Source organism: Photobacterium damselae subsp. damselae, from assembly GCF_038086725.1.
GTDB lineage: Bacteria > Pseudomonadota > Gammaproteobacteria > Enterobacterales > Vibrionaceae > Photobacterium > Photobacterium damselae.
Window position 1 is genome coordinate 1,976,490 of sequence record NZ_CP146970.1, and the last position, 24,038, is coordinate 2,000,527.

General features: G+C 39.8%; 22 protein-coding genes. 6 read left to right on the forward strand and 16 right to left on the reverse strand.

Translation table 11 applies throughout. The features are described from left to right. Window positions 1–8 precede the first annotated feature (8 nt). From WAX86_RS08855 to WAX86_RS08865, 3 genes are all read left to right on the forward strand, one after another. Complete coding sequence (locus WAX86_RS08855; RefSeq protein WP_005298825.1) at window positions 9–560, forward strand: GNAT family N-acetyltransferase; 552 nt, start codon at window positions 9–11, stop codon at window positions 558–560. A 56-nt stretch (window positions 561–616) separates the two neighbouring features. After that, window positions 617–1,090: an FKBP-type peptidyl-prolyl cis-trans isomerase gene (locus tag WAX86_RS08860; RefSeq protein WP_036763637.1), complete on the forward strand. Its 474-nt coding sequence runs from the start codon at window positions 617–619 to the stop codon at window positions 1,088–1,090. Between the two features lie 176 nt (window positions 1,091–1,266). Continuing rightward, complete coding sequence (locus WAX86_RS08865) at window positions 1,267–1,767, forward strand: hypothetical protein (RefSeq protein ID WP_068947383.1); 501 nt, start codon at window positions 1,267–1,269, stop codon at window positions 1,765–1,767. On the opposite strand, the gene WAX86_RS08870 is transcribed toward WAX86_RS08865, so the two are convergent. The 6 genes from WAX86_RS08870 to WAX86_RS08895 form a co-directional block, all read right to left on the reverse strand. Further along, the gene (locus WAX86_RS08870) at window positions 1,764–2,654 is read right to left on the reverse strand and encodes a hypothetical protein (RefSeq protein ID WP_341488661.1); all 891 of its coding nucleotides are present in this window, start codon (window positions 2,652–2,654) and stop codon (window positions 1,764–1,766) included. The genes WAX86_RS08865 and WAX86_RS08870 overlap by 4 nt on opposite strands. A 13-nt stretch (window positions 2,655–2,667) precedes the next feature. Next, window positions 2,668–5,166, reverse strand: a complete 2,499-nt coding sequence (locus WAX86_RS08875) for a fimbria/pilus outer membrane usher protein (protein WP_341488662.1) — start codon at window positions 5,164–5,166, stop codon at window positions 2,668–2,670. A 2-nt stretch (window positions 5,167–5,168) separates the two neighbouring features. Further along, the gene (locus tag WAX86_RS08880) at window positions 5,169–5,831 is read right to left on the reverse strand and encodes a fimbria/pilus periplasmic chaperone (RefSeq protein WP_341488663.1); all 663 of its coding nucleotides are present in this window, start codon (window positions 5,829–5,831) and stop codon (window positions 5,169–5,171) included. 27 nt (window positions 5,832–5,858) lie between these two features. Further along, window positions 5,859–6,584 carry a molecular chaperone gene (locus tag WAX86_RS08885; RefSeq protein WP_239971917.1) on the reverse strand — a complete coding sequence of 242 codons (726 nt, stop codon included), beginning with the start codon at window positions 6,582–6,584 and terminating at the stop codon, window positions 5,859–5,861. Window positions 6,585–6,643: 59 nt separating this feature from the next. Next, window positions 6,644–7,138: a hypothetical protein gene (locus WAX86_RS08890; protein ID WP_106223721.1), complete on the reverse strand. Its 495-nt coding sequence runs from the start codon at window positions 7,136–7,138 to the stop codon at window positions 6,644–6,646. A gap of 153 nt (window positions 7,139–7,291) precedes the next feature. Further along, entirely contained in the window at window positions 7,292–7,651 is a 360-nt protein-coding gene (locus WAX86_RS08895; protein ID WP_341488664.1) for a hypothetical protein, read from the reverse strand. A gap of 329 nt (window positions 7,652–7,980) precedes the next feature. Here WAX86_RS08895 and WAX86_RS08900 point away from each other — a divergent pair, with 329 nt between their 5' ends. Then, the gene (locus tag WAX86_RS08900) at window positions 7,981–8,592 is read left to right on the forward strand and encodes a response regulator transcription factor (RefSeq protein WP_341488665.1); all 612 of its coding nucleotides are present in this window, start codon (window positions 7,981–7,983) and stop codon (window positions 8,590–8,592) included. A gap of 61 nt (window positions 8,593–8,653) precedes the next feature. Here WAX86_RS08900 and WAX86_RS08905 read toward each other — a convergent pair whose 3' ends face one another. From WAX86_RS08905 to hinT, 6 genes are all read right to left on the reverse strand, one after another. Then, window positions 8,654–9,943: an NAD(P)/FAD-dependent oxidoreductase gene (locus tag WAX86_RS08905; RefSeq protein ID WP_065170364.1), complete on the reverse strand. Its 1,290-nt coding sequence runs from the start codon at window positions 9,941–9,943 to the stop codon at window positions 8,654–8,656. Between the two features lie 198 nt (window positions 9,944–10,141). Next, window positions 10,142–10,681: an alpha/beta hydrolase YcfP gene (ycfP, locus tag WAX86_RS08910; RefSeq protein WP_036763628.1), complete on the reverse strand. Its 540-nt coding sequence runs from the start codon at window positions 10,679–10,681 to the stop codon at window positions 10,142–10,144. Between the two features lie 132 nt (window positions 10,682–10,813). Next, window positions 10,814–11,665 carry a phosphotransferase gene (locus tag WAX86_RS08915; RefSeq protein ID WP_341488666.1) on the reverse strand — a complete coding sequence of 284 codons (852 nt, stop codon included), beginning with the start codon at window positions 11,663–11,665 and terminating at the stop codon, window positions 10,814–10,816. 40 nt (window positions 11,666–11,705) lie between these two features. Beyond that, window positions 11,706–12,365: a penicillin-binding protein activator LpoB gene (gene lpoB, locus WAX86_RS08920; RefSeq protein WP_005298805.1), complete on the reverse strand. Its 660-nt coding sequence runs from the start codon at window positions 12,363–12,365 to the stop codon at window positions 11,706–11,708. A gap of 78 nt (window positions 12,366–12,443) precedes the next feature. Then, on the reverse strand, window positions 12,444–12,827 hold the full coding sequence (locus WAX86_RS08925) for a YcfL family protein (protein WP_168443777.1): 384 nt from the start codon (window positions 12,825–12,827) through the stop codon (window positions 12,444–12,446). 122 nt (window positions 12,828–12,949) lie between these two features. Next, window positions 12,950–13,300, reverse strand: coding sequence for a purine nucleoside phosphoramidase (hinT, locus tag WAX86_RS08930; RefSeq protein ID WP_005298803.1), 351 nt, complete (start codon window positions 13,298–13,300; stop codon window positions 12,950–12,952). Window positions 13,301–13,533: 233 nt separating this feature from the next. On the opposite strand from hinT, the gene WAX86_RS08935 reads away from it, so the two are divergent. Next, the gene (locus WAX86_RS08935; protein ID WP_341488667.1) at window positions 13,534–15,537 is read left to right on the forward strand and encodes a methyl-accepting chemotaxis protein; all 2,004 of its coding nucleotides are present in this window, start codon (window positions 13,534–13,536) and stop codon (window positions 15,535–15,537) included. Between the two features lie 134 nt (window positions 15,538–15,671). Next, window positions 15,672–16,700: a dihydroorotase gene (pyrC, locus tag WAX86_RS08940; protein WP_341488668.1), complete on the forward strand. Its 1,029-nt coding sequence runs from the start codon at window positions 15,672–15,674 to the stop codon at window positions 16,698–16,700. A gap of 130 nt (window positions 16,701–16,830) precedes the next feature. On the opposite strand, the gene WAX86_RS08945 is transcribed toward pyrC, so the two are convergent. The 4 genes from WAX86_RS08945 to WAX86_RS08960 form a co-directional block, all read right to left on the reverse strand. After that, window positions 16,831–19,905 (reverse strand): efflux RND transporter permease subunit, encoded by a 3,075-nt coding sequence (locus WAX86_RS08945; protein WP_106142942.1) that lies wholly within the window; start codon window positions 19,903–19,905, stop codon window positions 16,831–16,833. Then, window positions 19,905–20,999, reverse strand: a complete 1,095-nt coding sequence (locus WAX86_RS08950; RefSeq protein WP_341488669.1) for an efflux RND transporter periplasmic adaptor subunit — start codon at window positions 20,997–20,999, stop codon at window positions 19,905–19,907. Before WAX86_RS08950 ends, WAX86_RS08945 begins: the two co-directional genes overlap by 1 nt. A gap of 1 nt (window position 21,000) precedes the next feature. Continuing rightward, entirely contained in the window at window positions 21,001–22,038 is a 1,038-nt protein-coding gene (locus WAX86_RS08955) for an efflux RND transporter periplasmic adaptor subunit (RefSeq protein WP_195714546.1), read from the reverse strand. Window positions 22,039–22,422: 384 nt separating this feature from the next. After that, window positions 22,423–23,940, reverse strand: coding sequence for a fumarate hydratase (locus tag WAX86_RS08960; RefSeq protein WP_106142945.1), 1,518 nt, complete (start codon window positions 23,938–23,940; stop codon window positions 22,423–22,425). Window positions 23,941–24,038: the final 98 nt, after the last annotated feature.

Below are 24,038 nucleotides of genomic sequence, written 5' to 3' on the forward strand. Positions count from 1 at the left end.
ACAACAAGATGACTCAACATTTTACCCTTGAAACCGAACGTCTCTATCTCCGACCATTTAAAGATGTTGATCTGTTTCCTTTTCTACAAGCGCTTTATGATTCCATGGCCGAGCTATCACCCTGGTTAGAGTGGTGTGACTACAATTTCACCCAAGATGATGCCAAAGAGTGGATTGCGAATAGTTCTGTTGCTTGGCAAACCAATACTGGCTATGAATTTGCCGTATTTGATAAACGCAGCGACGAACTCTTAGGGGCTGTGGCACTCACCTGTTTACAGCCATTATTTAATTCCGCCAACTTAGGCTATTGGATCCATTCTAGCTATCATCATCAAGGAATTGCTAAAGAAGCATGCCAAGCAATCATCCATTTTGGTTTTGAAGATTTATCTCTTACTCGTCTTGAGATTGTCACTCATATGGACAATATCCCAAGCCAACAGACCGCACTGGCGTGTGGAGCTCAATTTGAAGCGATCTCGCGAAATCGTGTGTTAGTTAACGATATTCCAAATCCAGGTTATGTCTACTCTATCATTCCACAAGATGTTGAATAAGAGTGTGGTAACATAACTCCCTATTAATTTGTGTGTCTTTTAGTAAGGAAACCTCAGTGTCTAAAATGGTTCTTGCAATTCTACTTGCCGTTCTGGTTGCATTTTTTCTGTATCGTTCATACACCAATAAACAACTGGCAGCGGAGAATATTAAACAAGGTGAAGCATTCTTAGCGGAAAACAAAACAAAACCTGGCGTAATTACAACAGAGTCAGGTTTGCAATATTTAGTGCTACAACCAGGTACTGGCACTGTGCATCCGAAGCCAACGGACACCGTTACTGTGCATTACCATGGTACTTTGATCGATGGAACAGTATTTGATAGCTCTGTTGACCGTGGCGAGAAAATTTCATTCCCGTTAAACCGAGTGATTAAAGGATGGACTGAAGGTTTGCAATATATGGTTGAAGGCGAAAAAGTACGTTTATTCATCCCTGCAAATTTAGCCTATGGTAATAACAGCGCTGGTATTATCAAACCAGGTTCAACGCTAATTTTTGACGTAGAGTTGTTTAAAATTAACTAATTAACCCAACTCGACCAGCTGCTTTTTTGTATGAGTTCACAACTTTTAGAATTAAGCAGCTAATTTTTAAGTAAACAGCAATCTAATCAATACAATTGAGATATATGCCTAAGTCACTTTAATGTGCGAAATTCTATAAATAAGACTTAGGTATGCAGCCATTTTAAAGGACTATTATGAAGTGCTTATCTCACCAATCTCTTATTCTTTTCTCTGTTGGGTTATTAATAACAACTCAAATAAAAGCGTCTTCTTCCTTAGAGCAAGATCCAAACTTATATCGCCATTATTATGCTGCTCATGAAATCCAAACTTATCAATCAGACACTAAGCAATGGTCAACTGAGCAAGCATCTGACTGCCTAAGCCTAACTCAAGGCCCCAATCATACTGTTCAGTTTTCATTAGTATTATTTGCTACTAATTCCCACGTTTGCGCAATGGAAGGATCGGGCATTTGGGTTGGCGATACCATACGCTACCTTCCAACCCCAGAAGTAAGAGAAGAAGCACCTAATTGCGAATTAGAAATTAATGTCACTCAAGATGATATTTCACTTAGTGATATTGGAGGTGCTTGCCGTGAGTTTTATTGTGGTATCAAGGCCAATATTGACCAAGCTCGCTTCATACGCACTCACACAACAGAACAAGAATGTCGTTTAGTCAGTGATTAATAACTGCCCAATGTTGGTGTTATCATAATTTCCACACTATCACGGTATTCCCCTGCTCGTTGTTGGGTAACTGATGGAACTTCCACTTCAATTGGTATTTTTATGCCATCTGGTTGCAACCGATAGCCCTGCTTACTCGATACCTGATGTAAATTCATTACCTTAGAGTTGATCAATAACTGATACGGTATATCCCATTTACTTTGCCCCGAATGATGTCGGAGATTACCTTTGTTTAGCGAAGAAACTTCAACAAAAAAATCTTCGGTGGATTGTATGTACAAATTAGGAGCATTTGTACGAATACCAGATTGTGTTAAGTCTCCTAAGTCCCAACGATAATATTGTCCCGTTATACCGTATAAACTCAGCTTCATTGTATTTACCACAGCAACTTGCAGTGTTAACTCTTCTTTATCATAGTACTGGTTTAATTCATGTGGATTTGCCGTTAAGGTAAACTTTAGCCTCCCTTGATATTGTCCAGAGGCGACGACTTGATCGGCTGGATAGCGGATAGAAAACTGAGTTGATATCCGTTCATTTTCACCCGAGAAATCTACAATGACTTTTGAACTATCTTGACGAACTTGATTGTGTTTGAACTCTAAATCAAATTCTAACCGTTTATTGTCATGATTTATTAAAGCCCATGGAAATACAGCAGGTTCAATAACCAAAAACAGAGGGCATGAACGCTGATCGCCCCCCTCAATAATTAATGAATATTGTTGCGTTAGCCCATTAACGTGTTGACCGAAAACTTGATACTGATCCCCACCACTAGAATACGTTATCGCTCTAAGCTGGGCATTACAGTCAGCCATCGTAAATGATGAAAATAAACATAGTATTATAATAAGAGTATTTCTAAGACAGAGGTTCATAGTCCCTCCCCACTTAATTTTGTTTATTTAAACTGATCGTGCCAAGGTTTATTAGCAACGGGCTATTTTCTTTGATGTGTAAATCGTAATACAAATTATGTTTAGCAAAACGAATACTGTAATGTCCTTCTCGTAACCCAGAGATAGCAAACTTACCATTGCGATTTGTGAAAAATTCAATGGGAACATACTGGGTATTATTACGTAAAGTTGCCGAACCAACAGCAAGACTTAAAGGCTGTTTATTGGGATTCTCAAAAGCCCCCATTACCGTAATAACATCATCACTACCTATAGTAAGCGCATAACCAGAGCCATTTTCAGGATACAAAGCAAAAGATCCTTCACCTAAAGAGTATCCAGGGGGGAGATCTTCAACATCATAATTAATCTGCTGCTCACTGTACGCGACAAGATCGGGTATCAACATATTGCCAAAATTATCACTATTGGCCCTTGCTGTATCATCATTAGGCTGGATTTCAATATAGTGTTCTTTGAGGTTGGCATGTGACTTTATAATGGCAAAGCTTTCATTAACCGGCCTACCAACCGCCCATTGGCCATCAGCAAACGCAACACTTGTGGCTAATTCAACTCGTGAAACATGACTTCGATCGGTATCAGATAAGTCAACATAGCGGGTTGTATGATCGGCATTAAACTCAAATCGATTACCGGTATAATAGAATCCAGCATCAATAGCAGCATCCGTATCTTTGCTATTTTCGACACCAATAAATGTTGAGATCCCTCCCGTATTTCCCAAGTTCTTCTGATACGACAACTCACTTTGCGCTTGCTGATTATAGCTGTTGTAACTCGATATCCAGCGGCCTGTATATCCTAGCGGCCAACTGACAATGGCCTGAAGTGACAGATCATCATCAGTTCGCTTTTCATATTGATAAGTAGCCGTCACATTCCATGTAGCGGCTGTTGAAAATAATGGTGCTGATAATCCAGAACTGATAGACCAGCGATAATCATTATCATAAGAATAGCTATAGACCCCAGATAATGATCCTCTTAAGGTCGAGGTAATATTACTGTCAAAGTACAGAGTAACGGCATGTTGATCCGATTGTAGCGTCGAAAAATCCGACGTGCCATTTGACTCATATGTATCAGCATCAGATGTGACGTCATTGATTCCTACAAAATTAGGAGAAAAATACTCATATTTAATACTCAATGAAGGATTAAATTGATCCCTAGCTGGAAACTCAGCATCAAAGCCAATACTTGCCGCCCAACCACTATGATAATAGTCATGATCACTGTATGCGACATTCGTTTCAAATGTACCAATTGACGTTGCAACTAATGTTCGCTGACCTAATTGCTGAATATCTGTTTTTTTATTTGAGTCTCGGGAGATTAACCATTGCCCATTGACCCCTAAAGTCAACCAAGGGTTTAAGCCATATTCATAAAACCCACTGATAACCCGGCGTTGATTTTCATATTCCATACCTTGATTTGATAAGTTACCAGGAACACCAAAGCCTAAACTGTATTCAAATTCCCCTTCTTTTAATAAATCACGTCCAGTCGCGATATTAAAGTTCAAGGTCTCACTATTGCCATAATTATCACTGATAACAAGCTCAACATTATTATTGCCAGCAGCCAGCGGAATATCTTGCAAATTATAAGAACCAGGGGCTAAGGTAAGTCGATTCACAATAATACCATCGACTTTCACATCTACATTAGAGGTTCTTTGTAAAGTAAAACGCTGACTGGCTGTTGGACGAACGTTTCGAGTTGGAATATCTGAATAATCACGGCTAATCGATAACCCGATAATATCAGTGCTATCTTGGAACCCCACGCTAGGCTGATAAAAATCGCCAAGAGTAATTCGAGTTGCAGAATCAGAAAAATCTCGACTTAATCGAGTACCTATGCGCTTAAATTGCCAATTGCCACTATCTTCGTCATCTAAAGTAAACTCTGAAGTTAAAAAGTTCTTCTTCCAGCGAACGCCCGTTTCAAATTGATAATACTGAGTAATATTTGAATCGGATGCCTGCTGATTTTCATATTCATCATGTACCAAAGCAGCTCTTGAATTCAGATAACCACTTAATTTTGCATCCGCCTGATATTTCCTATTTGGTTGCTTCATGATTGCTGATAATGCATGCTCTTTTTGCTGAGCTTCTTGCATCGTTAACTGCATTTCAAATAATTCAGGATTAAATACCAGCTCAACACCTTGACGTTTAAAGTCATCAGGAGTCAATCTACCTTGCTTACTCTCACCCTTTAGCTGATTGATAATATCGCTACTGAGAGATTGTGATAACAATTCAAGGGTCTGTTTACTGTCCAACGAGATAGAATCATCGGTATCGATAGTAATTAATACCGAACCTAATGCATGACCATTCATGGTTAATAGTGTCTGTAACTCCAGCGGTTGTGATGTAGGGTTAAATTTTGCGGCCCCAGCAGGAAGAACCAACAGGCAAAGGAGAATATATATACTAATCAGTATTCGCATAACTAATCGTCCTTGATAAGTTCTATTGAGCGTACTTTTCTTCCTGATGTATCAATAAAAAGTGATTTCTTTTGTTGTGGGTATAAAAATAATGAGTTTGGTGATATTTGGCTAGAAGTAACGGTAAACGCCTTACCTTGCAGATCAATTAACGACATCTGATAATCTTCTAGTCTTGCGTATTTATTACCACTATTAATAATTTCAGCATTTAATCCGGTTGAGGTATTTTCTACACTCACAACATTGACCGAATCAAGTAAATTATTTGATGTAATATGAACAACAGCATTGTATCGGATTCGAATCTGAATCCCAGCCTCAGTATCTTTAGCGGTTGGGTGCTGTATAAAAGAGACAAAATAACTCTGAGATGATTGCAAAACAGAATTATCACTCCAAACTAACATCACATTCTGTCTTTTTCCTGGTTCAATAAGAAAAGCAGGAGGAAACACTTGTAGTTTATGATTAATATCATTCTTATCTTGATCAATATTGGAAGAAATCACCTCGATAGCAACTCGTTGATTAGAGTCATTATAGAGAGAAATCATCTTATTTCTCTGAGATTCTGATAGATTCCACTCTTGAACCATTGGAGATATTTCTAGACCAAGCACATAAGATGAAAAAAGAGCAAAAAATAATAAAAACATTTTCATTATATGCATCCTTATTTTCATCAATATTTATTGTGCCACAGTTTTAATCTCTATAGCTTTGGGCTTATTTTGAAATTCATTTTTCTTAGGTATGGTTATAATCAAATTTGACTTTGGTAGAACGATATTACTATCCGATAATTTCGCGACACTTTGTTTATTAAGATTGTGTTGTTTTCCTTTTGAATCGATAACCTTCCAAGTCGTCTCACTTAATCGAGCATATTTATTACCACTATTTGTCAGTTTCATTTGCCATAATTGGCCTTGAGACTGTATATCTGAAACGGCTAACTTACTTTGACTATTCTTAGGAGCCACATTCACTAAAGTATTAATATGAACAGATAGACCTAGCTGTCCTTTCTCTTGTTCAGATAGTTGAATTGGCACTTGACGAAACGAAATGCGATAAGCTTTTGATTGGACAATACTTGGATCACCAACGTATTTCACCATCACTGATTGTGAACGACCTGGCTGGATAACCGCAGTCACTGGAACAGCTAAAAACTCGTCATCAGCAGGGACTAAGGTTTCTGTTCCTTGAGCATCAATCTTCAACTCAAAAGGAATGACTTCTATTGTAAGCGGCTTTTTATCAACATTATCTACCCTCATCACCAGCTGCGAGTCACTTCCAATAGGAGCTAACTCACTAACCATAGGCTGTACTTTAAAAGCATAAGCATATTGGCTCATACCAATAAGTATCATAAAAGCAATGTTAATTATCTTTGATATCCTATCCATACTTATCCCTTAAAATAGGTGCAGTATACAAGTCTCCTGTTACTGCACCTTTTCGATGATTATTGTGCGGTAATTGCTACAGTTAATGTGTCAGAATAACCACCAGACCATGGCGCCGATTGAGTTGTCGTTAGATCAATTTGGCCGGCAATTCCAGCAGCTAAACTCGTTGAGCCTGATAGAGAGTATGTTTCAGTGTAATTATTGGTATTAAAGCCACCTGGTGCATTAAACGTATTCACATTACTACCAATAGTAAGAACGGCTTCATATGATAATGCATGATCTTCAGCATCATCAGACTCTAAGCCCCCTTCTGCGCTGATCATGGTCACAGTAGCTCCATCATAATCATTACATTGGAATGTTAGACCAGATACTGAACCAGTTTTTTGATCTGTTGATACATCACCAAAATCAACTATAGCGCTGGTTAATCCTCTTATTTCACAAACAGGTGCTACATGACCATTTAGTTTCACATCACCCGCTTGTGCCATACCAGCAGAAAATAAAGTTGTCATTGCAATTACACTTAAGCTAAACTTTTTCATTGTAAACTCCGTTTCATTCCATGTGTTTCGGTTTTTTCCGGCCTGTTGCAGCAGGCCGATTTCATTTATGTCACAATTATTTCCATGACACGTAAGCTCTTTAATATTTAAAGAACCTATTTCTAAAATTGTATTTAAAAATAGGCACTCATTTCATTTAAAACTATTTGGATACACATCTATAAATAAAGTATCTTCATAATTTCCCGCCCATAACATAGGTCTTAATAAAGCAATATTAACGCTACCTTGTTGCTTTAAATTAATATCACCACCAAATTCTATATGAACCTTGTTTTGTATTTTATGACTTGTCATATTCAAATAATTCACTCCAGCCATATCAATTCCTAACTGATAGGGAACCACTTCATTATGATATTCTTTGTGTCTAATTCCACCAAAGTCAGACTGAACAGACATACTCAAAGGACTATTACAGTTTACTTCAAAATTAATCAATCGAGGTTTTCCATATGAGAGTTCAACTGTCTGATTATCTTGAAATTTCATTGTGCACACTTCAGGAATTACACCAACTAAATCCAATGTCAATTTAGTTGGAGACGCACTAGAAACCGTTGATAAAAAAAATAGAGATAGCCAGAAATATCGCATCACAATAAGCCAATATCATTCAGATGCTATTAATCTAGTCCCTTACTAAAATAAAAAAGTATGAATACAAGTAGTATTTATTATCTATAAATTTAGAAAAGTATTAGATTTAATCTATACTCAATTTATCTTTTATCACTATAATATTTTCGTTTGGATAAAATCATATAAGGATAATCTATGAGTCAAAAAAATTTAATATATTATTGATTGGCTTAAAAACCATGAATACCGAGTTAATCATTAATCAAATTAACAACAATAGACTCAATGATATTTCATTTAGGAATATATCCAATTTTAATTATGATTTTAAAACGTCATCTTACGATCTTATTATCATTGATCATCATGCAATTTCAATAAACAAAAATATTAATGAGTTACTGGAATCCAAAGACTCTGAAACGCCCATCCTAATTTTCAATATCGATACAGATATTACAACAGACACCCTACTATCTTGGCCTAAAGTCAAAGGAATACTGTCAAAGGATTCGCCGATAGAACATTTGATAAAAAGTATCGCTGTTGTGATAGAGCATGGATTATGGCTACCAAGACAGACTCTAGAGCAAATGCTTGATTACTATCGAAATTATAAACCGAGCAATGATACACGGTTATTACCAACTCAACCTTTATTGACGCGGCGAGAAAAGCAAATTCTAGGCTTATTAACAGAAGGAAAAACCAATATAGAAATTGCTGAAACATTATTTGTTGCAGAAACAACCGTTAAGTCTCATATATATAACCTGTATAAAAAAATAGATGTCAAATGCCGAAAAGAGGCTATTTTCAAAGTTAAGCAGCTTCGACCTGAAAGTATGTGATAGCAAAAAGCCACGCAAACATGACTCTGCGTGGCTTAAAAATTTTAGGACTTTAAAGGACTTAGTGTAATTTTAGATTTGGTCGTAATACGCGGTTAATTCGACTGACTAACATCATAAGACCCGTTTTAAATACCCCATGTAGCGCCATTTGGTGCATTCGATACAGCGAGATATAAACGACACGAGCAATGCGTCCTTCTACCATCATTGAGCCCTTAGTTAAATTCCCCATCAAACTACCGACCGTAGAGAAACGGCTAAGTGAAACAAGAGAGCCATGATCTTTGTAAACATAAGGCTTAAGGGTGCGATCATTTAACTTAGCAACAATATTAGAGAAACAACGACTTGCCATTTGGTGTGCCGCTTGAGCGCGAGGAGGAACAAATGAGCCATCTTCTTGTTGGCAGGATGCAAGATCACCAATAACAAAAATATCGTCATCACGCGTTGTTTGTAGCGTTGGTTTTACCACAAGTTGGTTGATTCGGTTGGTTTCTAGCCCTGCGATATCTTTCATAAAGTCAGGCACTTTAATACCAGCAGCCCACACCATAATTTGCGCAGGAATATGCTCACCATCTTTGGTTGTTAACCCCGTTTCATCAGCTTTAGTCACCATAGTCGCAGTACGAACATGTACTCCTAATTTAGTCAACTCACTGTGTGCTGCTTGTGAAATTCGAGGAGGAAGAGCAGGAAGAATTCGCTCACCCGCTTCCACCAAATTCACATTTAGACGGGAGCTATCTAAATCACCAAAACCATAATTCTGCAGCTCTTTTACCGCGTTATGAAGCTCAGCAGATAATTCAACACCCGTTGCACCAGCACCAACAATCGCAATATCCACTGTTTGCTGATCTTTGTTTGCGTGTAGCTTTAAGAACTGGTTATTCATTTGTGTTCTGAAACGATGCGCCTGCTCTGGGCTATCGAGGAAAATACAGTTTTCTCGTACACCAGGAGTATTAAAATCGTTCGAAATCGAACCAATTGCTAGCACCAAAATATCGTATTCGAGTTCACGCTCAGGCATTAACAGTTCATTTTGCTTATTATACAACGCAGCTAATGTGATCTTCTTAGCTTCGCGATCAACAGCCTGTAAGCTACCCATTTGGAAATCAAAAGAGTGATTTTTAGCGTGTGCACGGTAGCTGATTGCATCAACTCCTGCGTCCATAGAACCAGTAGCAACTTCGTGCAAAAGAGGTTTCCATAGATGGCTTGCTTTTCTATCTACAAGTGTGATCTGGGCACGACGCTTACGGCCTAAAGTTCGACCTAACTTGGTCGCAAGCTCTAAACCACCAGCGCCACCACCAACAACGATAATTCGTGTCATATCTTCCTCTTATTTTGTATCTTAATTTGGTTTAATTTTTATGCTTTGACTGACTTATACTTGGCTATATACCTTATTGAACAACCATCTGGTAAAGATAAGCAGCAAATGCCTGTTCAATCGAGTACTGTAAACGGTGTAGGGACATTAGACAGACGGATCGGTGATCCGTCTGGGGATGTAGGAGGTAATGATGGATTATGCTTGTTTAAACGCTTTTATTGTTTGTAGATGCTGTGAGATCTTTTTAAATTTATGACTTTGTGTCTCATCCCAGACTATTTCATAGTAATCGTCTAGGGCATCTTTTGTTTGCTGATTATCTAATACTTCGTCGTTAGTTGAAAGTATACAAATGCATTTACCTGAATTTTTTTTACGAAAATCTGTAACACATTTTGTCGCAATATCAGCATATTCCTCTGGCCTATCTATTCTTCCTTCCATATTCTCTTGAGGGTTAAGGTTTGGGTTGAACATTACCTGCTTGATGCCGCACAAAAAGCCAATACGTTCAGACCAAAAAGCGCCCAGCCCCACCCCACAAATTAGAGGATTTTCATCATCCGACTGTTCAATGAGTTTATGTACTTCTTTAAGAAGATGCTGCATATCATGCTTGGGATGTAACGTACTATAACTAACAAAGCGTACATCAGGGTCGATAAACTGCAGTTGTAAGACCTTTTCATGATTACCAGGACTTGTTGAATCAAAGCCGTGTAAATAAATAATCATTGTTTCCCCTTTCGCTTTAGTATCATCCTAAGATTTTAATCTATCAGGTTTTAACCACATTGAAAGAGTTACATACAAAACTATGACGTTGTTGGCAAAATAAAAGCAACATGACTTTAATCTTACTCAAACTTAAGTATCGTCAGCCAATCTTAACCTCTGAATGAGTTCTTGTTGTAATGCTAACGCAGCATTAAGGTACTCACTGTCTTGCCACTGTTCATATCCAATGTAATACCACAAAATGGCTAGCCACATTCCCCAAGGCAGATATGTGTTCACCTGAGTTAAAATAACGTTGAACTCACTTTTTGTGAGCTGGCAATATTGAGTAACAGCCCTTTCAATCGACATATCATTGGCCAAAATCGTTAAGGCTAAATCTAATAAAGCATCCCCTGCTGCGGCATACTCCCAATCGATAACCTTTAGTCGTGACCCCTTTCTAATTAAGTTATAACGTCCTAAATCACAATGACAACATGCCAATTGTTTAGACTCTGGGATTACGGAATGGGCAAACCAAGAATGCAGTTGTAATAAACGGTGAGAATGAAGCTCTACAGGGATCTGATCCCAGTAATATTGACAACGCTGCTTAAGATCAAGTGTTGTTTGCGGGAGAGGTTGCTGATGAATCTGAACCAGCAGTTCAAGGATCTCACTATCTGAGGTCTCTTTACCCGCTTCTTTTCCTTCTAACCATTCTACGAGTAGACCTTGGTTATTACAGTAAATAGGTAATGGAGCAAGAGATGCGCTTAGCTGCTGAAGAGTCAAAAACTCCTGCTGACGATCGACTGAAAAAGCTTGGCTGATTGCTGATACGGGGCGCCAAACAGCAGTGAGTAATCGACCTTGATAATATCCGGTCAGCTTCCAACAACGGTTAGTTAAACCACCAGATAACGGTATTGCCGATGTAATCTGAAAATTAGGGATAATGTCAGCATCAAAACCATTAATAAACTGCTTATTTGCCACAATAATAGAACCTCATTACCCCTATTTTTACCACTTGAGTTTACCAGCCTTGTGGGTTTGTATTTGGTGCATCAGCCTTATCAGACCATTCAATCAGGCCTGACTTTAAATCCATCAAACGCATTGTCATACGGTAAAATGGCATTGATTGTCCATCTACTTGTTTGTTGGTATTTGACACATTTCCATACAGCATATATTGAGCACCGACCATGTTACCAAACTGAATTGCTGTACTTTGGTTTACAAGTTGATCATCACTGCTAAAGTTCAGTTGCTGGCGCACTTCTTTAACACGAGAGCTATCAACAGAAGCAAATTTACCTGAATCGTCTACCGTCTCTTTTACGGTATTTAACAATTGCTTACTATTTACATGGCTCGTTGTTTTATTCTGCATCGAACTAACAAAAAGCACAGGCTCTGCGCCCGAAGTGATTTTTTTAACCGCCGCAGATGCCAACATATTTTCAGTCAGGTTTTCTGCCACCTCATTTAAATCTGTTTTCTGCTGTGGTGGTTGAGGCTTAGGCTGAGGATTTACTGGCGTTGTTGTATCAGGCTTAGGTTGAGGCTTCGCAGGTACATTCGTTTCAGGCTTATTCCAAACATCAGAAATATTGCCATAATCAACTTGCTGAGCACAGCCACCCAATAGCAATGCAGACATACCTACAGCTGCGACAAGATGTTTTTTCATTGAGCTACCTTTAATTGTTATCATTTAAAACGCATTAGCTTGATATAAAACCACAAGCCTTTGAATCATAAAGAAGATTTATGGGTTTAACTGACGAATGCCAATTCGATATTGAATAGCATCGGCTGATGGTGCCGTACCAGCAATCGTTGCTACTTTACCCGCATTAACAGTCAAAGCTTGCCAAGCTAAACTGTCATTCAGTTCTAACCCTTGCTGATTATACCAATAAAATTGATATTCTAATTTCAGCGTCATGTTAGTTAAGTTCTTAACTGGCACAACAATATGCATAACGCCGTTAGAGATGTCTTGTTTCTGTCCATCTACAGACAAACTACTGGCTAAAAATGGATCGCTAATTACCAAATGATTATCACTAGATGCCAACGACAACCCAGTTTGAGAACCAGAACATGCTGATAAAAATAAAGAACAAAGCAATAAGAGAGTCGCTCTCACCTTTAACCTCACATCAAATAACATCCATATACCCATACGCTGTGCAGATTAAAGGCACTTGGGTATAACAAAACTGGTCAAAAAAGCATTAACCAGTTTTTATTAGCGTATTAAGCTTTAGCTTAGCCTAACAACATTGGACCTAATGGACGACCACCAAGTAAGTGCATGTGAATATGATACACTTCCTGACCACCATGAGGATTACAATTCACAATCAGGCGATAACCGTCTTCAGCAATACCTTCTTGCTCAGCGATTTTACGCGCAACCGTAAACATACGGCCCATCATAATTTCATCTTCAACTTGAACCTGATTAACCGTTGGGATCAGTTTATTTGGAATGATCAATACGTGACTTGGCGCACGAGGGTTAATATCACGAAATGCTGTTACTAGTTCATCTTGATAAACGATATCTGCTGGGATTTCGCGACGGATAATCTTACTAAAAATAGTTTCTTCTACCATGACACACTCCATATCATAATTGGATTTTTAAAAAGTATGCGCTACTCAAGATTATAGAGCAATAAAGAACGGTGTTTTAAACTCTTTTATCACCTATTTAGTTAATCTTTAGACTATTTTTTGTCGTATGGCTCTAACTTTTCCTCTTTACCCCTCTAATCAGCGTAAGTTCTGATTAAGACATTAGATATTTTCCCGATATATAACCATGGTTTTATAAATGCAGGGAAATTATGAAAACGCATCGCCTTCCATCCGTTATTCATCGTATGTATTTCAGTTTCGCGGTGATGGTGGCCTTATTGATATTCACCGTGATCTTACTGCTTAGTGGCAGCAATAAAATACACAGTCAGCTCAATACGCTTGCGGCAGATGCTTTACCTTTGGTATCAGCCTCCAACCACACCAGTGTATCTTTATTGGCAGCAGATAAAGTCTTTAAGGATTTTCTGACAAGCCAAGATATCTCTGCTATGTCCCAATACCAACATAATTTTAAGCAAGCAGAACAAGATTATTTACATGCTCAGCAGCAGTTAGCCGATATCATTATTCGCCACCCAGATTTAGCGTCCAACATGGAACAACTATTCCAATTACAACAGAGCTATTTCCAAGAGGCTGAAATAGCAATGAACAACTATCGAACTCAATTACTGGCACAGACCGAGCGCCAGCAATCAACTCGTCGTTTTCAGCGCCTACATGCTAAGTTAAATAGTGGAATCAAAGATGAAGTAGCGAAACAGCAAAATTTCTCGGTAAAAATGCTGGCAAAAAATTATTTTGAGAAGCTGTCCGAGACAGAAACCGTTACCTCTGATGCTCTTGCCAGTGAAAATATTGCTGCAATTGATCAAGCAGTGAAAGCGAATCGAAAAAGTGTGAATCACCTTGGTTTTGCCTATCGAGGTATTACAACGCAGCTTCCTGATCTGAAACCTATCTTTGATAAAGACGTTGAACAATATATCCAAGATATTGGCCGTTCTGGAGGCGTTTTAGATCAGCATTTTGAATACATTACGGCCAAAGATCGTCTCTACACTAATATTGCTACTTTGGCTCAACAAATTGATCAAGCCATGGCATTGCTTCTGCAGTTTGATCAAAAAGCCTCGCATTTAATGAACCAATCTATCTCTAATGCAGATACGGTTTATCAGCAAGGCCTTTACCGTGCATTACTGTTAGGAACTGTTGTTATACTGTTTGCGATCTTTATTGGCTGGCGTTTAGCCCACAGTGTTCGTCAACCACTAAGAGCAACACTTAATACTTTACAAGCCCTAGCTGATGGCAATATGACACAACGAATTCCCAACAGTAAATATCATGAATTCAATCAATTAAGTCAGTTTGTAAATACGGTTGCGAATAATCTTCAAGATATTTTAGGTAAAATCAATGAAGCATCAGATAGCTTAACGAACGTATCGATACAAAATCATCATTTAACTGAGCAAGCCCAACAAAAACTCAATGAACAGCGTCAGCAAACAGCATCTGTTGCAACCGCTATGACGGAAATGGAGCAATCCGTTGCTGAAGTGACAATGAGTGCCCAACATACCCAGCAAAAAGTACATGATGTTGAAAACGCTTCAATAACTGGACGCGATGTGATGAGTCAGAATATTCATAGCGCCCATGAACTCTCTGCTCGCTTAGATGAATCGGTGCAAGCCGTACAACAACTAAAATCAATGAGCAATAATATTGGCTCTATTTTAGATGTCATTCGTAATATTGCCGATCAAACCAACTTATTAGCATTGAATGCTGCCATTGAAGCCGCACGAGCAGGAGAACAAGGTCGAGGATTTGCGGTTGTAGCAGATGAAGTCAGAGTTCTAGCCAAGCGAACAACTGAATCAACCACTGAAATAGAAACTATGATTCACTCTCTACAACAAAGCTCAAATCAGGCAACCACTATGATGCAAGCGTGTGTCTCTGAGATGAACAATAATATTGAGCAAGCTTCTGATGCCAATAGTGCGATGGAAGAGATTCAAGCATTAGTTATTGAAATTAGCCAAATGAGTAGCCAAATTGCTCAAGCCGCTGAAGAGCAACGCTGCACTACCAGTGATATTGCGCGAAACTTAGAAGATATTAGCTTAATTGCCGACTCAAACAGCCAAGCAATGACAGATATTTCGTTATCAAGCCATCAATTAGAGAGCTTAGCCCAAACCCAACAACAACTGGTGACTCGCTTTACCCTCTAAACGCCCAGTAAAAACCATTTAGCAGCAAACGATTGCGTTAATATTCAACAAATGCACTCTTTGCTGCTTGTTTCGTCTTTACAATCGATATTTGAACTCTTAGAATCGGGCAAATTTTTTGAAGGGAAACAGACATGACTACGATAACAATTACCCGTCCAGATGATTGGCATGTACATTTACGTGATGGTAATGTACTTCCAGATACAGTCCGAGATATCAGTCGATATATGGGCCGAGCGATTGTAATGCCAAACCTCATTCCTCCTGTTATCGATACCGAATCTGCCCTTTCCTACCGTGACCGCATTTTGGCAAATCACCCAACGCCAACCTTCTCTCCTTTAATGACCATTTATCTTACCGACAATACGACTGCCGATGAGATCTACAAAGCAAAAGAGTCTGGTCATATTTACGCAGCAAAATTATATCCTGCTGGTGCCACAACCAACTCGGATTCAGGTGTCACTTCTATTGATAAAGTGCGCCCCGCGATTGAAGCGATGCAAGAGGTCGGAATGCCTCTACTCATCCATGGTGAGGTCACTCATAATCACATTGATATTTTTGATCGAGAGAAAACATTTTTAGAGACAGTATTAGGCCCTATTGTTGATGCATTCCCTACACTAAAAATTGTGCTCGAACATATTACAACCAAAGAAGCCGTTGAATTTGTGTTAAATGCGGGCAGTAATGTTGGTGCGACCATTACCGCTCACCATCTCCTATTTAACCGTAATCACATGCTTGTGGGTGGTATTCGTCCTCATTTCTACTGCTTGCCAATCTTAAAACGTAATAGTCACCAAGAAGCACTTATCGCCGCAGCAACCAGTGGAAATCCTAAGTTCTTCTTAGGTACAGATACCGCACCACATGCTAAAGGACGCAAAGAAGCGGCTTGTGGCTGTGCAGGTTCTTACACCGCTCATGCTGCAATTGAGTTGTATGCTGAAGTATTTGAGCAAGCAAATGCCCTTGATAAGCTAGAAGCCTTTGCAAGTTTTAATGGTGCAGACTTTTATGGCTTACCACGCAATAGTGACACCATTACATTAACCAAAGAGAGTTGGCCAGTGCCAGAAGAGATGTCTTTTGGTAACGATGTGGTTGTGCCAATCCGAGCCGGTGAAATGATGGGTTGGAAAGTGCTTTAATCACCACTTCACCTATCTAGCTTATTGATAAGACATAAATACATAGAATAAGAAAAGCGCCTTGGTATCACTATCAAGGCGCTTTTTTCAATAACGTTTCACTCTGTTTTAGCTAAAACTTAAACCATGATTAAGCCGTTTGCTCGCTCGGTAATCGAACATGATGGAACATGCGATATAACACAGGGACAACCACTAATGTCAGTATGGTTGCAAAGCCTAAACCAAACATGATGGTTACTGCCATAGGTTTAAAGAACACATCGGGTAGCAATGGGATCATACCTAAGATAGTGGTAATGGCCGCCATACAAACTGGACGAACACGACTTACCGCTGCATCAACAATGGCCTGGTATTTCTCCTTACCGCTTGAGATTTCAAGTTCAATTTGGTCTAGCAGTACAATACCATTTTTCACCAACATACCGGATAGACTTAAGAAACCAAGTAGCGCCATAAAACCAAACGGTGTATTAAGTAACAAAAGACCTAATGTCACCCCTATCACAGCAAGAGGTACCGTTGCCCAGACAATTAACGCTTCTTTTACCTTGTTAAACAGCAAAATGGTAATAAGGAACATACAGAGGTAACCCATCGGCATAGTTTGGAACAGTGACGCTTTAGCATCTGCCGAAGACTCATATTCTCCCCCCCATTCCAGTGCATAACCGGCAGGAAACTCAATTGATTCAATTTTGGACTGCATACGAGCTTGCACAGAGGCCGCCGTTTCATCACCTAATGGATCAGGGTCTGCCATAACAGTTAATACGCGCTTACGATCTTTACGAACAACTAAAGGATCTTCCCAACGAACATTAACGCCAAGGATCACCTGCTGAAGAGGAATAAATCCTTGAATTGCCGGGCTCCAAATTTTAATCCCTTCAATCGTACTAACATCAACGCGCTCTTCTTCTGGCAAACGAGCCACAATCGGCATCAAATTAGTACCATCACGATATAAACCTACCGCCATACCAGAGAAAGCCATTTGGAACAGATCGTCCACGTCTTGCTTTGTGATACCGTAACGACGAGCTTGGCTCTCATTAAAGATTGGCTCAATAACTTTGGTGCGTTCACGCCAATCATGTCGAATATTAAATGCGCCAGGATCAGCATTCATGATATCAACAACTTGCTTACCTAACCCACGCAATACCGTTGGATCGGGACCGACAAGGCGAGCTTCAATTTTTGACCCAGATGATGGACCAAGCATTACCTGCTTAAGTTTATATTCGAGTTTAGGGTGGTCTTTATCCAGTACGGCACTAAATTTACGCATTACAGGAATCACATCATCAAAACTTTTCACCCGAACGATTAATTCACCATAAGCGGCATAGCTCTTTTCTGGGGTATAGGTCAGCATGAAACGTTGCGAGCCTTTACCCGCGCTGGAACTTACATACTCAACCCCTTGCTCTTTCTCAACCACTTTTTCAAGCTGTTCCAATGTCTGGTTAGTTGCACGAATATCTGTACCTTCTGGTAACCAGATATCGACCATAAACATCGGTGTGGTTGAGGCCGGGAAAAACGACTGCTTCAATAGTGTAAAGCCATATAAGCTTGCACCTAGCATTAGTACGAGAGTAATCACCGTTAACCAAGCGCGGCGCATACAAAACTCTAGGAATGCTCGATACCAGACAAAAATCTTACCTGCATAAGGATCAACTTCTTCAGCATTAGGATCTTGCTTTACATTCTTAAAGAAAAGATCAGCAAAAAACGGCGTTAATGAGATCGCAGTAAACCAACTCAACATTAAGGAGATCAGAAGCACAGTAAAGAGTGTTCGACAATACTCACCTGTCGAGTCTTGCGATAAACCAATTGGAGCAAAAGCCATAACCGCAATCATGGTTGCACCAAGTAGAGGCCATTTGGTTTGGGTAACAATGTCAGAGGCAGCCTGCATTCGAGTCCGGCCTTTTTGCATCCCGATCAAAATACCTTCTACCACCACAATGGCATTATCCACCAGCATACCGAGTGCGATAACTAAGGCGCCAAGAGAAATTCGTTGTAAATCGATTGCAAGCCACTTCATGAAGACAAAGGTGCCTAATACGGTTAACAGCAAAATTAAACCGATTAAAAGCCCTGAACGTAACCCCATAAAGAACAGCAGCACAATAATAACAATGGCAACCGATTCACCTAAGCTAAGTACAAACCCACTAACCGACTTATCAACTTCCGTTGGCTGGCTATATACGGTATCAATATCAATACCTACAGGTTGTTGCTCTTTTAACTCGGCAAGACGTTGCTCAACCTTTTTCCCAACTTCGACAACGTTAACGCCAGAAACAAAGGAGATCCCCACATTAAGAGCTTGCTTACCGTTAAAGCTGATTAAGTTATCAGGAATTTCTTTAAACCCACGTTTGATCTCTGCTACATCTCGCAGATAAATCAACCCTTCGGCGCCTTTTTCAGTGATGATCAAATTGCCAAGTTCGTTTACATCCTTAAACTCACCGGTTGGATGAACTCGAATATACTCATCCCCGATACGAACAGCCCCTGCGCTCGATACCAAGTTCTGGGTAGCTAATGTGTTGTAAATCGTCTGCGGTGAAATACCTAAATTACTTAAGCGACGCATCGAGATCTCAATAAAGACCTGCTCTTGCTGAGTACCTGTTACCGATACTTTTCCAACGCCATCGACAAGTTCAACCTCTCGTCGTAGATAATCAACGTAATCACTGAGCTCTTTATAAGTGTAACCATCACCAGTAATGGCCAGCAAAATACCGTAAACATCACCAAAATCATCAATAACTTTTGGTTCACTCACACCGGGTGGCAAAGTGGGTTTTAAATCATTAACTTTACGACGAAGTTCATCCCATATTTGGGGTAAATCATCAGGACCATAATTATTTTTCATGGTCACCGTTATCTGAGATAGTCCACGACTGGAAATCGAATTAACTTCATCAACATAACTGAGCTGCTGAATTGCTTTTTCTATGGGATATGTGACCTCTTCTTCGACTTGCATCGGTGTTGCGCCAGCATAAGAGGTCACAATCATCGCATCTTTAATGGTAAAAGCAGGATCTTCCAAACGCCCTAAGCCAAAGAAAGACATGGTTCCGCCAATCAGGAAGATCAGCGCAACCATCCAGCTCACCACTTTATTGCGAATAAAATAAGCGGCAATATCTTGCTTCATTATTCAGCCTCCTTATTTTCGTTATTCACAATCCGAACCTTATCGCCATCTCGCAAACGGTTCCCGCCAGCAACAACAATTTTTTCGTTGGGTTTAACACCAGATACCAACCGAACCCCTTGAGGCACTACCTTATCTGTTACGACGACTCGCTTTTCTACTGTGTTTTCATTTGATACAACCCAAACGTATTTTTGCGCCATATCTAAACTATCCCCATCTTCATTAAACACAGCAGATAGAGGAACAACGGGTTCACCTTGGCGGTACACATTAAGTTTTTGCGCGTCAGCTTTCACTTCAACAGCCATACCATCAAGAATGAATTTATCTTTTGGCATCGGCATAGTTAATGTCACCAGAAAGGCGCCTGATTCAGGATCAGGTTCGGTAGTAAACTCTTTTAAACTGGCTTTATATTCTGAACCATCAGGCAAAATTATTCGTGCATCAGGTTTTGCGTCATTAATTTCTAACGCGCTGTTTTGTGAATAAATCATATCGGGTGCTTGCAGATCGATATCAACCATTTTGGTACTGTGAATATTCATTACCTGCTGCCCGATCTGCACACTCTCAAACTGTTCAACGGGCACACGGGAAATAACCCCATCAAAAGGTGCTCTTAACTGCGTAAAAGAGAGATTTAGCTTGGCAATATCTAAATTTGCTTTAGCAATACTACGTTGCGCTTTTAATTCATCAAATTGCGACTGCGCTAAATAGCCCTTTGCCACCAGCTTGGCTGAACGTTGATATTGGCTATTAATCACATTATATTTCGCCTGCTTATCATCAACCTCAATCTTGAAATCTGTTGGCTCAAGCGTGGCAAGTAACTGCCCTTTTTTTACGAAATCACTAGGGCGAACCAGTATACGAGCGACCTCGCCAGAAATACGAAACGACAAGCTGGATTTATCAGCAGCGGCAGCAACAGCAGGAAAGGTAAGTTGTGGTGCTTGCTCTGTTAAACTAACTGTTGCAATAGAGACAGGTCGAATTTGCGAACGCTCTTCAACACTGGTTTTTTCACATCCTTGCAAGCCTAATGCGAGTAAAATCCCACAAGCGATGGCGGTATATTTTTTCATTTTATAAACCTCGCTCTTTAATCCATGGGCGTACTTTTTGCCCCTCTTGCAACTCTTTCACACCCGATGTTGCAATTTGGTCCCCATCATTTAAGCCAGATATAATGTGTTGCTGCTCATCCAGTTGAACTTTAACTTTATGAGCCAAACCTTGTTCATCAATATGCCAGACATAAACCTCATCGCCCTCAATCATAAGAGCTCGTTTAGGCACAGATCCAGACTCACCTTTTGGAATGGCAAGGCGAACCTGTCCTGACATTCCCGGCAAAATATTTTTCCCTTCTGGGCGATCCATATATAACGTCACTTTATAACTGGATGTTTTGGGATCTGACTCTGTATCAATTTCTTTAAATTTGGCCTGATAGGTTTGGTCTTTAATGGTATCAAATGTCACTGTTGGCGTGATGTCATCAGTAGTCGACTGAAAGCGGGTTAGCAGATGATCTGGGAGCTGAAAAGTCACATTGATAAGGCCTGCACTTTGAATATGCATAACAGGTTGTTTTGCCCCCACATATTCATAATTTTCAATCAATGATAAAGAGACATTGCCATTGTAAGGCGCTTTCAACGTTGCATAAGCTAAATTAGCTTTGGCCTTATCTAGCGTAGCCTTTGCTTGTTTTAAGGCAGATTTAGAAGCATCAAAATCCAGCTCTGAAACCACATTGGTTTTACGAAGCTGAGCATTTCGATCAAATTGGACTTTTTCGAGCTGATAATTGGCTTGCGCCTGACGGACTTGCAGAGATAACTCATCAACATTTAACTGAGCTAACTTCTGTCCTCGTTTTACGACATCACCTGGATGAGCAAAAACATGCTGTAACTGTCCTGGTACACGAAACGCTAATACTGCTTTATCTCCCGCAGCAACAGTAGCTGGAAATGTTCGAAAACTTTGATTGTCCCCGATAGATACTGATAATAATTTGACTGGGCGCGATTCTGGCTCAGGAATTTCCTTTGCCTTTTCACCACATCCGGCTAACACCATACATGACAGTAAGGTGACCGACATTCGATGCCCCATAAACACTCTCCAATCCCTATGATTTGTCTTTCCTTGTTTAGTTGTAGTATCGAAAACAGATAAATGACAAACATAATCCATTTAAAACCCACACAATCAACAATATACACCATTATTGATCACAAAAAACAAACAAATCACATAAATATAAGACAACACAAATAAAATCGGAGGTTATCAATCACAAAATGGGAAAGCGATAGCAGATGAAAGTTATTCAGGGCTAATCAGAAAATAGGTTGTTATGAAGGGAAAGTTTCATGATTTTTTATCAATAAAAAACTCAAAACTCATAAAAACAGGATTTTATATTTATATAACCTTCTGTTTAAAAATAAAAAAGGAGCCTAGAAGCTCCTTTTGTTTACTATAAATCAATTTTCATTATGAGTTTTGCATTTCTGCAATTTTGATCCGCCATGTATCGGGACCGGTTTGGTGCGCATTGACACCTTCTGAGTCTACAGCAACAGTGACTGGCATATCTTCAACCTCAAACTCGTAGATAGCTTCCATACCCAGCTCTTCAAATGCAACAACACGAGCTTTCTTAATCGCTTTTGCAACCAAATAAGCCGCACCACCTACAGCCATTAAATAGACGGCTTTATGTTGTTTAATTGATTCGATAGCCGCTGGACCACGTTCGGCTTTACCGATCATACCCATAAGACCCGTTTCACCTAACATCATATCCGTGAATTTATCCATACGAGTTGATGTTGTTGGACCTGCTGGACCGACAACTTCATCACCTACCGCATCAACTGGACCAACGTAGTAGATAAAACGCCCGTTAAAGTCGACACCATCAGGTAAGCCTTCCCCTTTCGCAAGCATATCCTGAATACGTTTATGAGCCGCATCTCGACCGGTTAGAATCTTACCGGAAAGAAGAATGGTTTCGCCCGATTTCCACTGCAACACATCTTCTTTAGTTACAGAATCAAGGTTAACGCGACGAACTGAGTCTCCAACTTCCCAAGTCACTTCAGGCCAATCTTCTAACTTAGGTGGCGTTAATTCTGCAGGGCCTGTTCCATCTAATGTGAAATGTACATGTCGAGTGGCTGCACAGTTAGGGATCATACAGACAGGTTTTGATGCTGCATGTGTTGGAGCAGATTTAATTTTCACATCAAGAACTGTGGTTAAACCACCAAGGCCCTGAGCGCCAATACCTAAGCGATTGACACGCTCATAGATATCTAAACGGAGTTCTTCTTCTGCATTTTGGGCTCCGCGTTCTTTTAGCTCATGAATATCGATGGCTTCCATTAACGATTCTTTAGCCAATACTGCTGCTTTTTCTGCTGTGCCGCCAACGCCAATACCGATCATGCCAGGAGGACACCAACCCGCTCCCATTAGAGGAACCGTTTTTTCAACCCAATCAGCAATATCATCTGATGGATTTAGCATGACCATTTTGGTTTTATTTTCAGAACCGCCGCCTTTAGCTGCAATTTGAATATCAACTTTATCACCAGCAACCATGTCAATATGCACCACAGCTGGAGCATTATCTCGAGTATTTTTACGGCTACCTGCAGGATCGGCAACGACAGAAGCACGAAGAGGATTTAATGGATTGGTATAAGCTTGACGTACCCCTTCATCAATCATCTCTTGCACAGTTAAATCGCTGTCCCACTGAACATTCATACCAATTTTAACAAAGCAAGTTACAATGCCAGTATCTTGGCAAATAGGTCGATGTCCCTCTGCCGACATACGAGAGTTAATCAGAATTTGGGCAATAGCATCTTTCGCTGCTTGGCTCTGTTCTCTGTGGTACGCTTTTTCTAAAGCTTGCACAAAATCAAGTGGATGGTAGTAAGAGATGTACTGTAATGCATCAGCGACACTGCTAATTACATCCTCTTTACGGATGACGGTCATAATTGCCTCTTTTGATTATTATCATTCCATGGCGCCCCGACTTTCTTCCATTGTAGGGTATTGTGTTTTTAATCTCGTCCTTGGGCGTCGAACTCGGG

Coding starts and splice junctions, on each gene's coding strand:
- WAX86_RS08890 (WP_106223721.1), bottom strand. CDS start 7,138: ATGAAAAAGTTTAGCTTAAGTGTAATTGCAATGACAACTTTATTTTCT.
- WAX86_RS08885 (WP_239971917.1), bottom strand. CDS start 6,584: ATGGATAGGATATCAAAGATAATTAACATTGCTTTTATGATACTTATT.
- WAX86_RS08855 (WP_005298825.1), top strand. CDS start 9: ATGACTCAACATTTTACCCTTGAAACCGAACGTCTCTATCTCCGACCA.
- pyrC (WP_341488668.1), top strand. CDS start 15,672: ATGACTACGATAACAATTACCCGTCCAGATGATTGGCATGTACATTTA.
- WAX86_RS08950 (WP_341488669.1), bottom strand. CDS start 20,999: ATGAAAAAATATACCGCCATCGCTTGTGGGATTTTACTCGCATTAGGC.
- WAX86_RS08955 (WP_195714546.1), bottom strand. CDS start 22,038: ATGGGGCATCGAATGTCGGTCACCTTACTGTCATGTATGGTGTTAGCC.
- WAX86_RS08945 (WP_106142942.1), bottom strand. CDS start 19,905: ATGAAGCAAGATATTGCCGCTTATTTTATTCGCAATAAAGTGGTGAGC.
- WAX86_RS08875 (WP_341488662.1), bottom strand. CDS start 5,166: ATGCGAATACTGATTAGTATATATATTCTCCTTTGCCTGTTGGTTCTT.
- hinT (WP_005298803.1), bottom strand. CDS start 13,300: ATGGTAGAAGAAACTATTTTTAGTAAGATTATCCGTCGCGAAATCCCA.
- ycfP (WP_036763628.1), bottom strand. CDS start 10,681: ATGATTATTTATTTACACGGCTTTGATTCAACAAGTCCTGGTAATCAT.
- lpoB (WP_005298805.1), bottom strand. CDS start 12,365: ATGAAAAAACATCTTGTCGCAGCTGTAGGTATGTCTGCATTGCTATTG.
- WAX86_RS08935 (WP_341488667.1), top strand. CDS start 13,534: ATGAAAACGCATCGCCTTCCATCCGTTATTCATCGTATGTATTTCAGT.
- WAX86_RS08880 (WP_341488663.1), bottom strand. CDS start 5,831: ATGAAAATGTTTTTATTATTTTTTGCTCTTTTTTCATCTTATGTGCTT.
- WAX86_RS08870 (WP_341488661.1), bottom strand. CDS start 2,654: ATGAACCTCTGTCTTAGAAATACTCTTATTATAATACTATGTTTATTT.
- WAX86_RS08865 (WP_068947383.1), top strand. CDS start 1,267: ATGAAGTGCTTATCTCACCAATCTCTTATTCTTTTCTCTGTTGGGTTA.
- WAX86_RS08905 (WP_065170364.1), bottom strand. CDS start 9,943: ATGACACGAATTATCGTTGTTGGTGGTGGCGCTGGTGGTTTAGAGCTT.
- WAX86_RS08960 (WP_106142945.1), bottom strand. CDS start 23,940: ATGACCGTCATCCGTAAAGAGGATGTAATTAGCAGTGTCGCTGATGCA.
- WAX86_RS08900 (WP_341488665.1), top strand. CDS start 7,981: ATGAATACCGAGTTAATCATTAATCAAATTAACAACAATAGACTCAAT.
- WAX86_RS08895 (WP_341488664.1), bottom strand. CDS start 7,651: ATGAAATTTCAAGATAATCAGACAGTTGAACTCTCATATGGAAAACCT.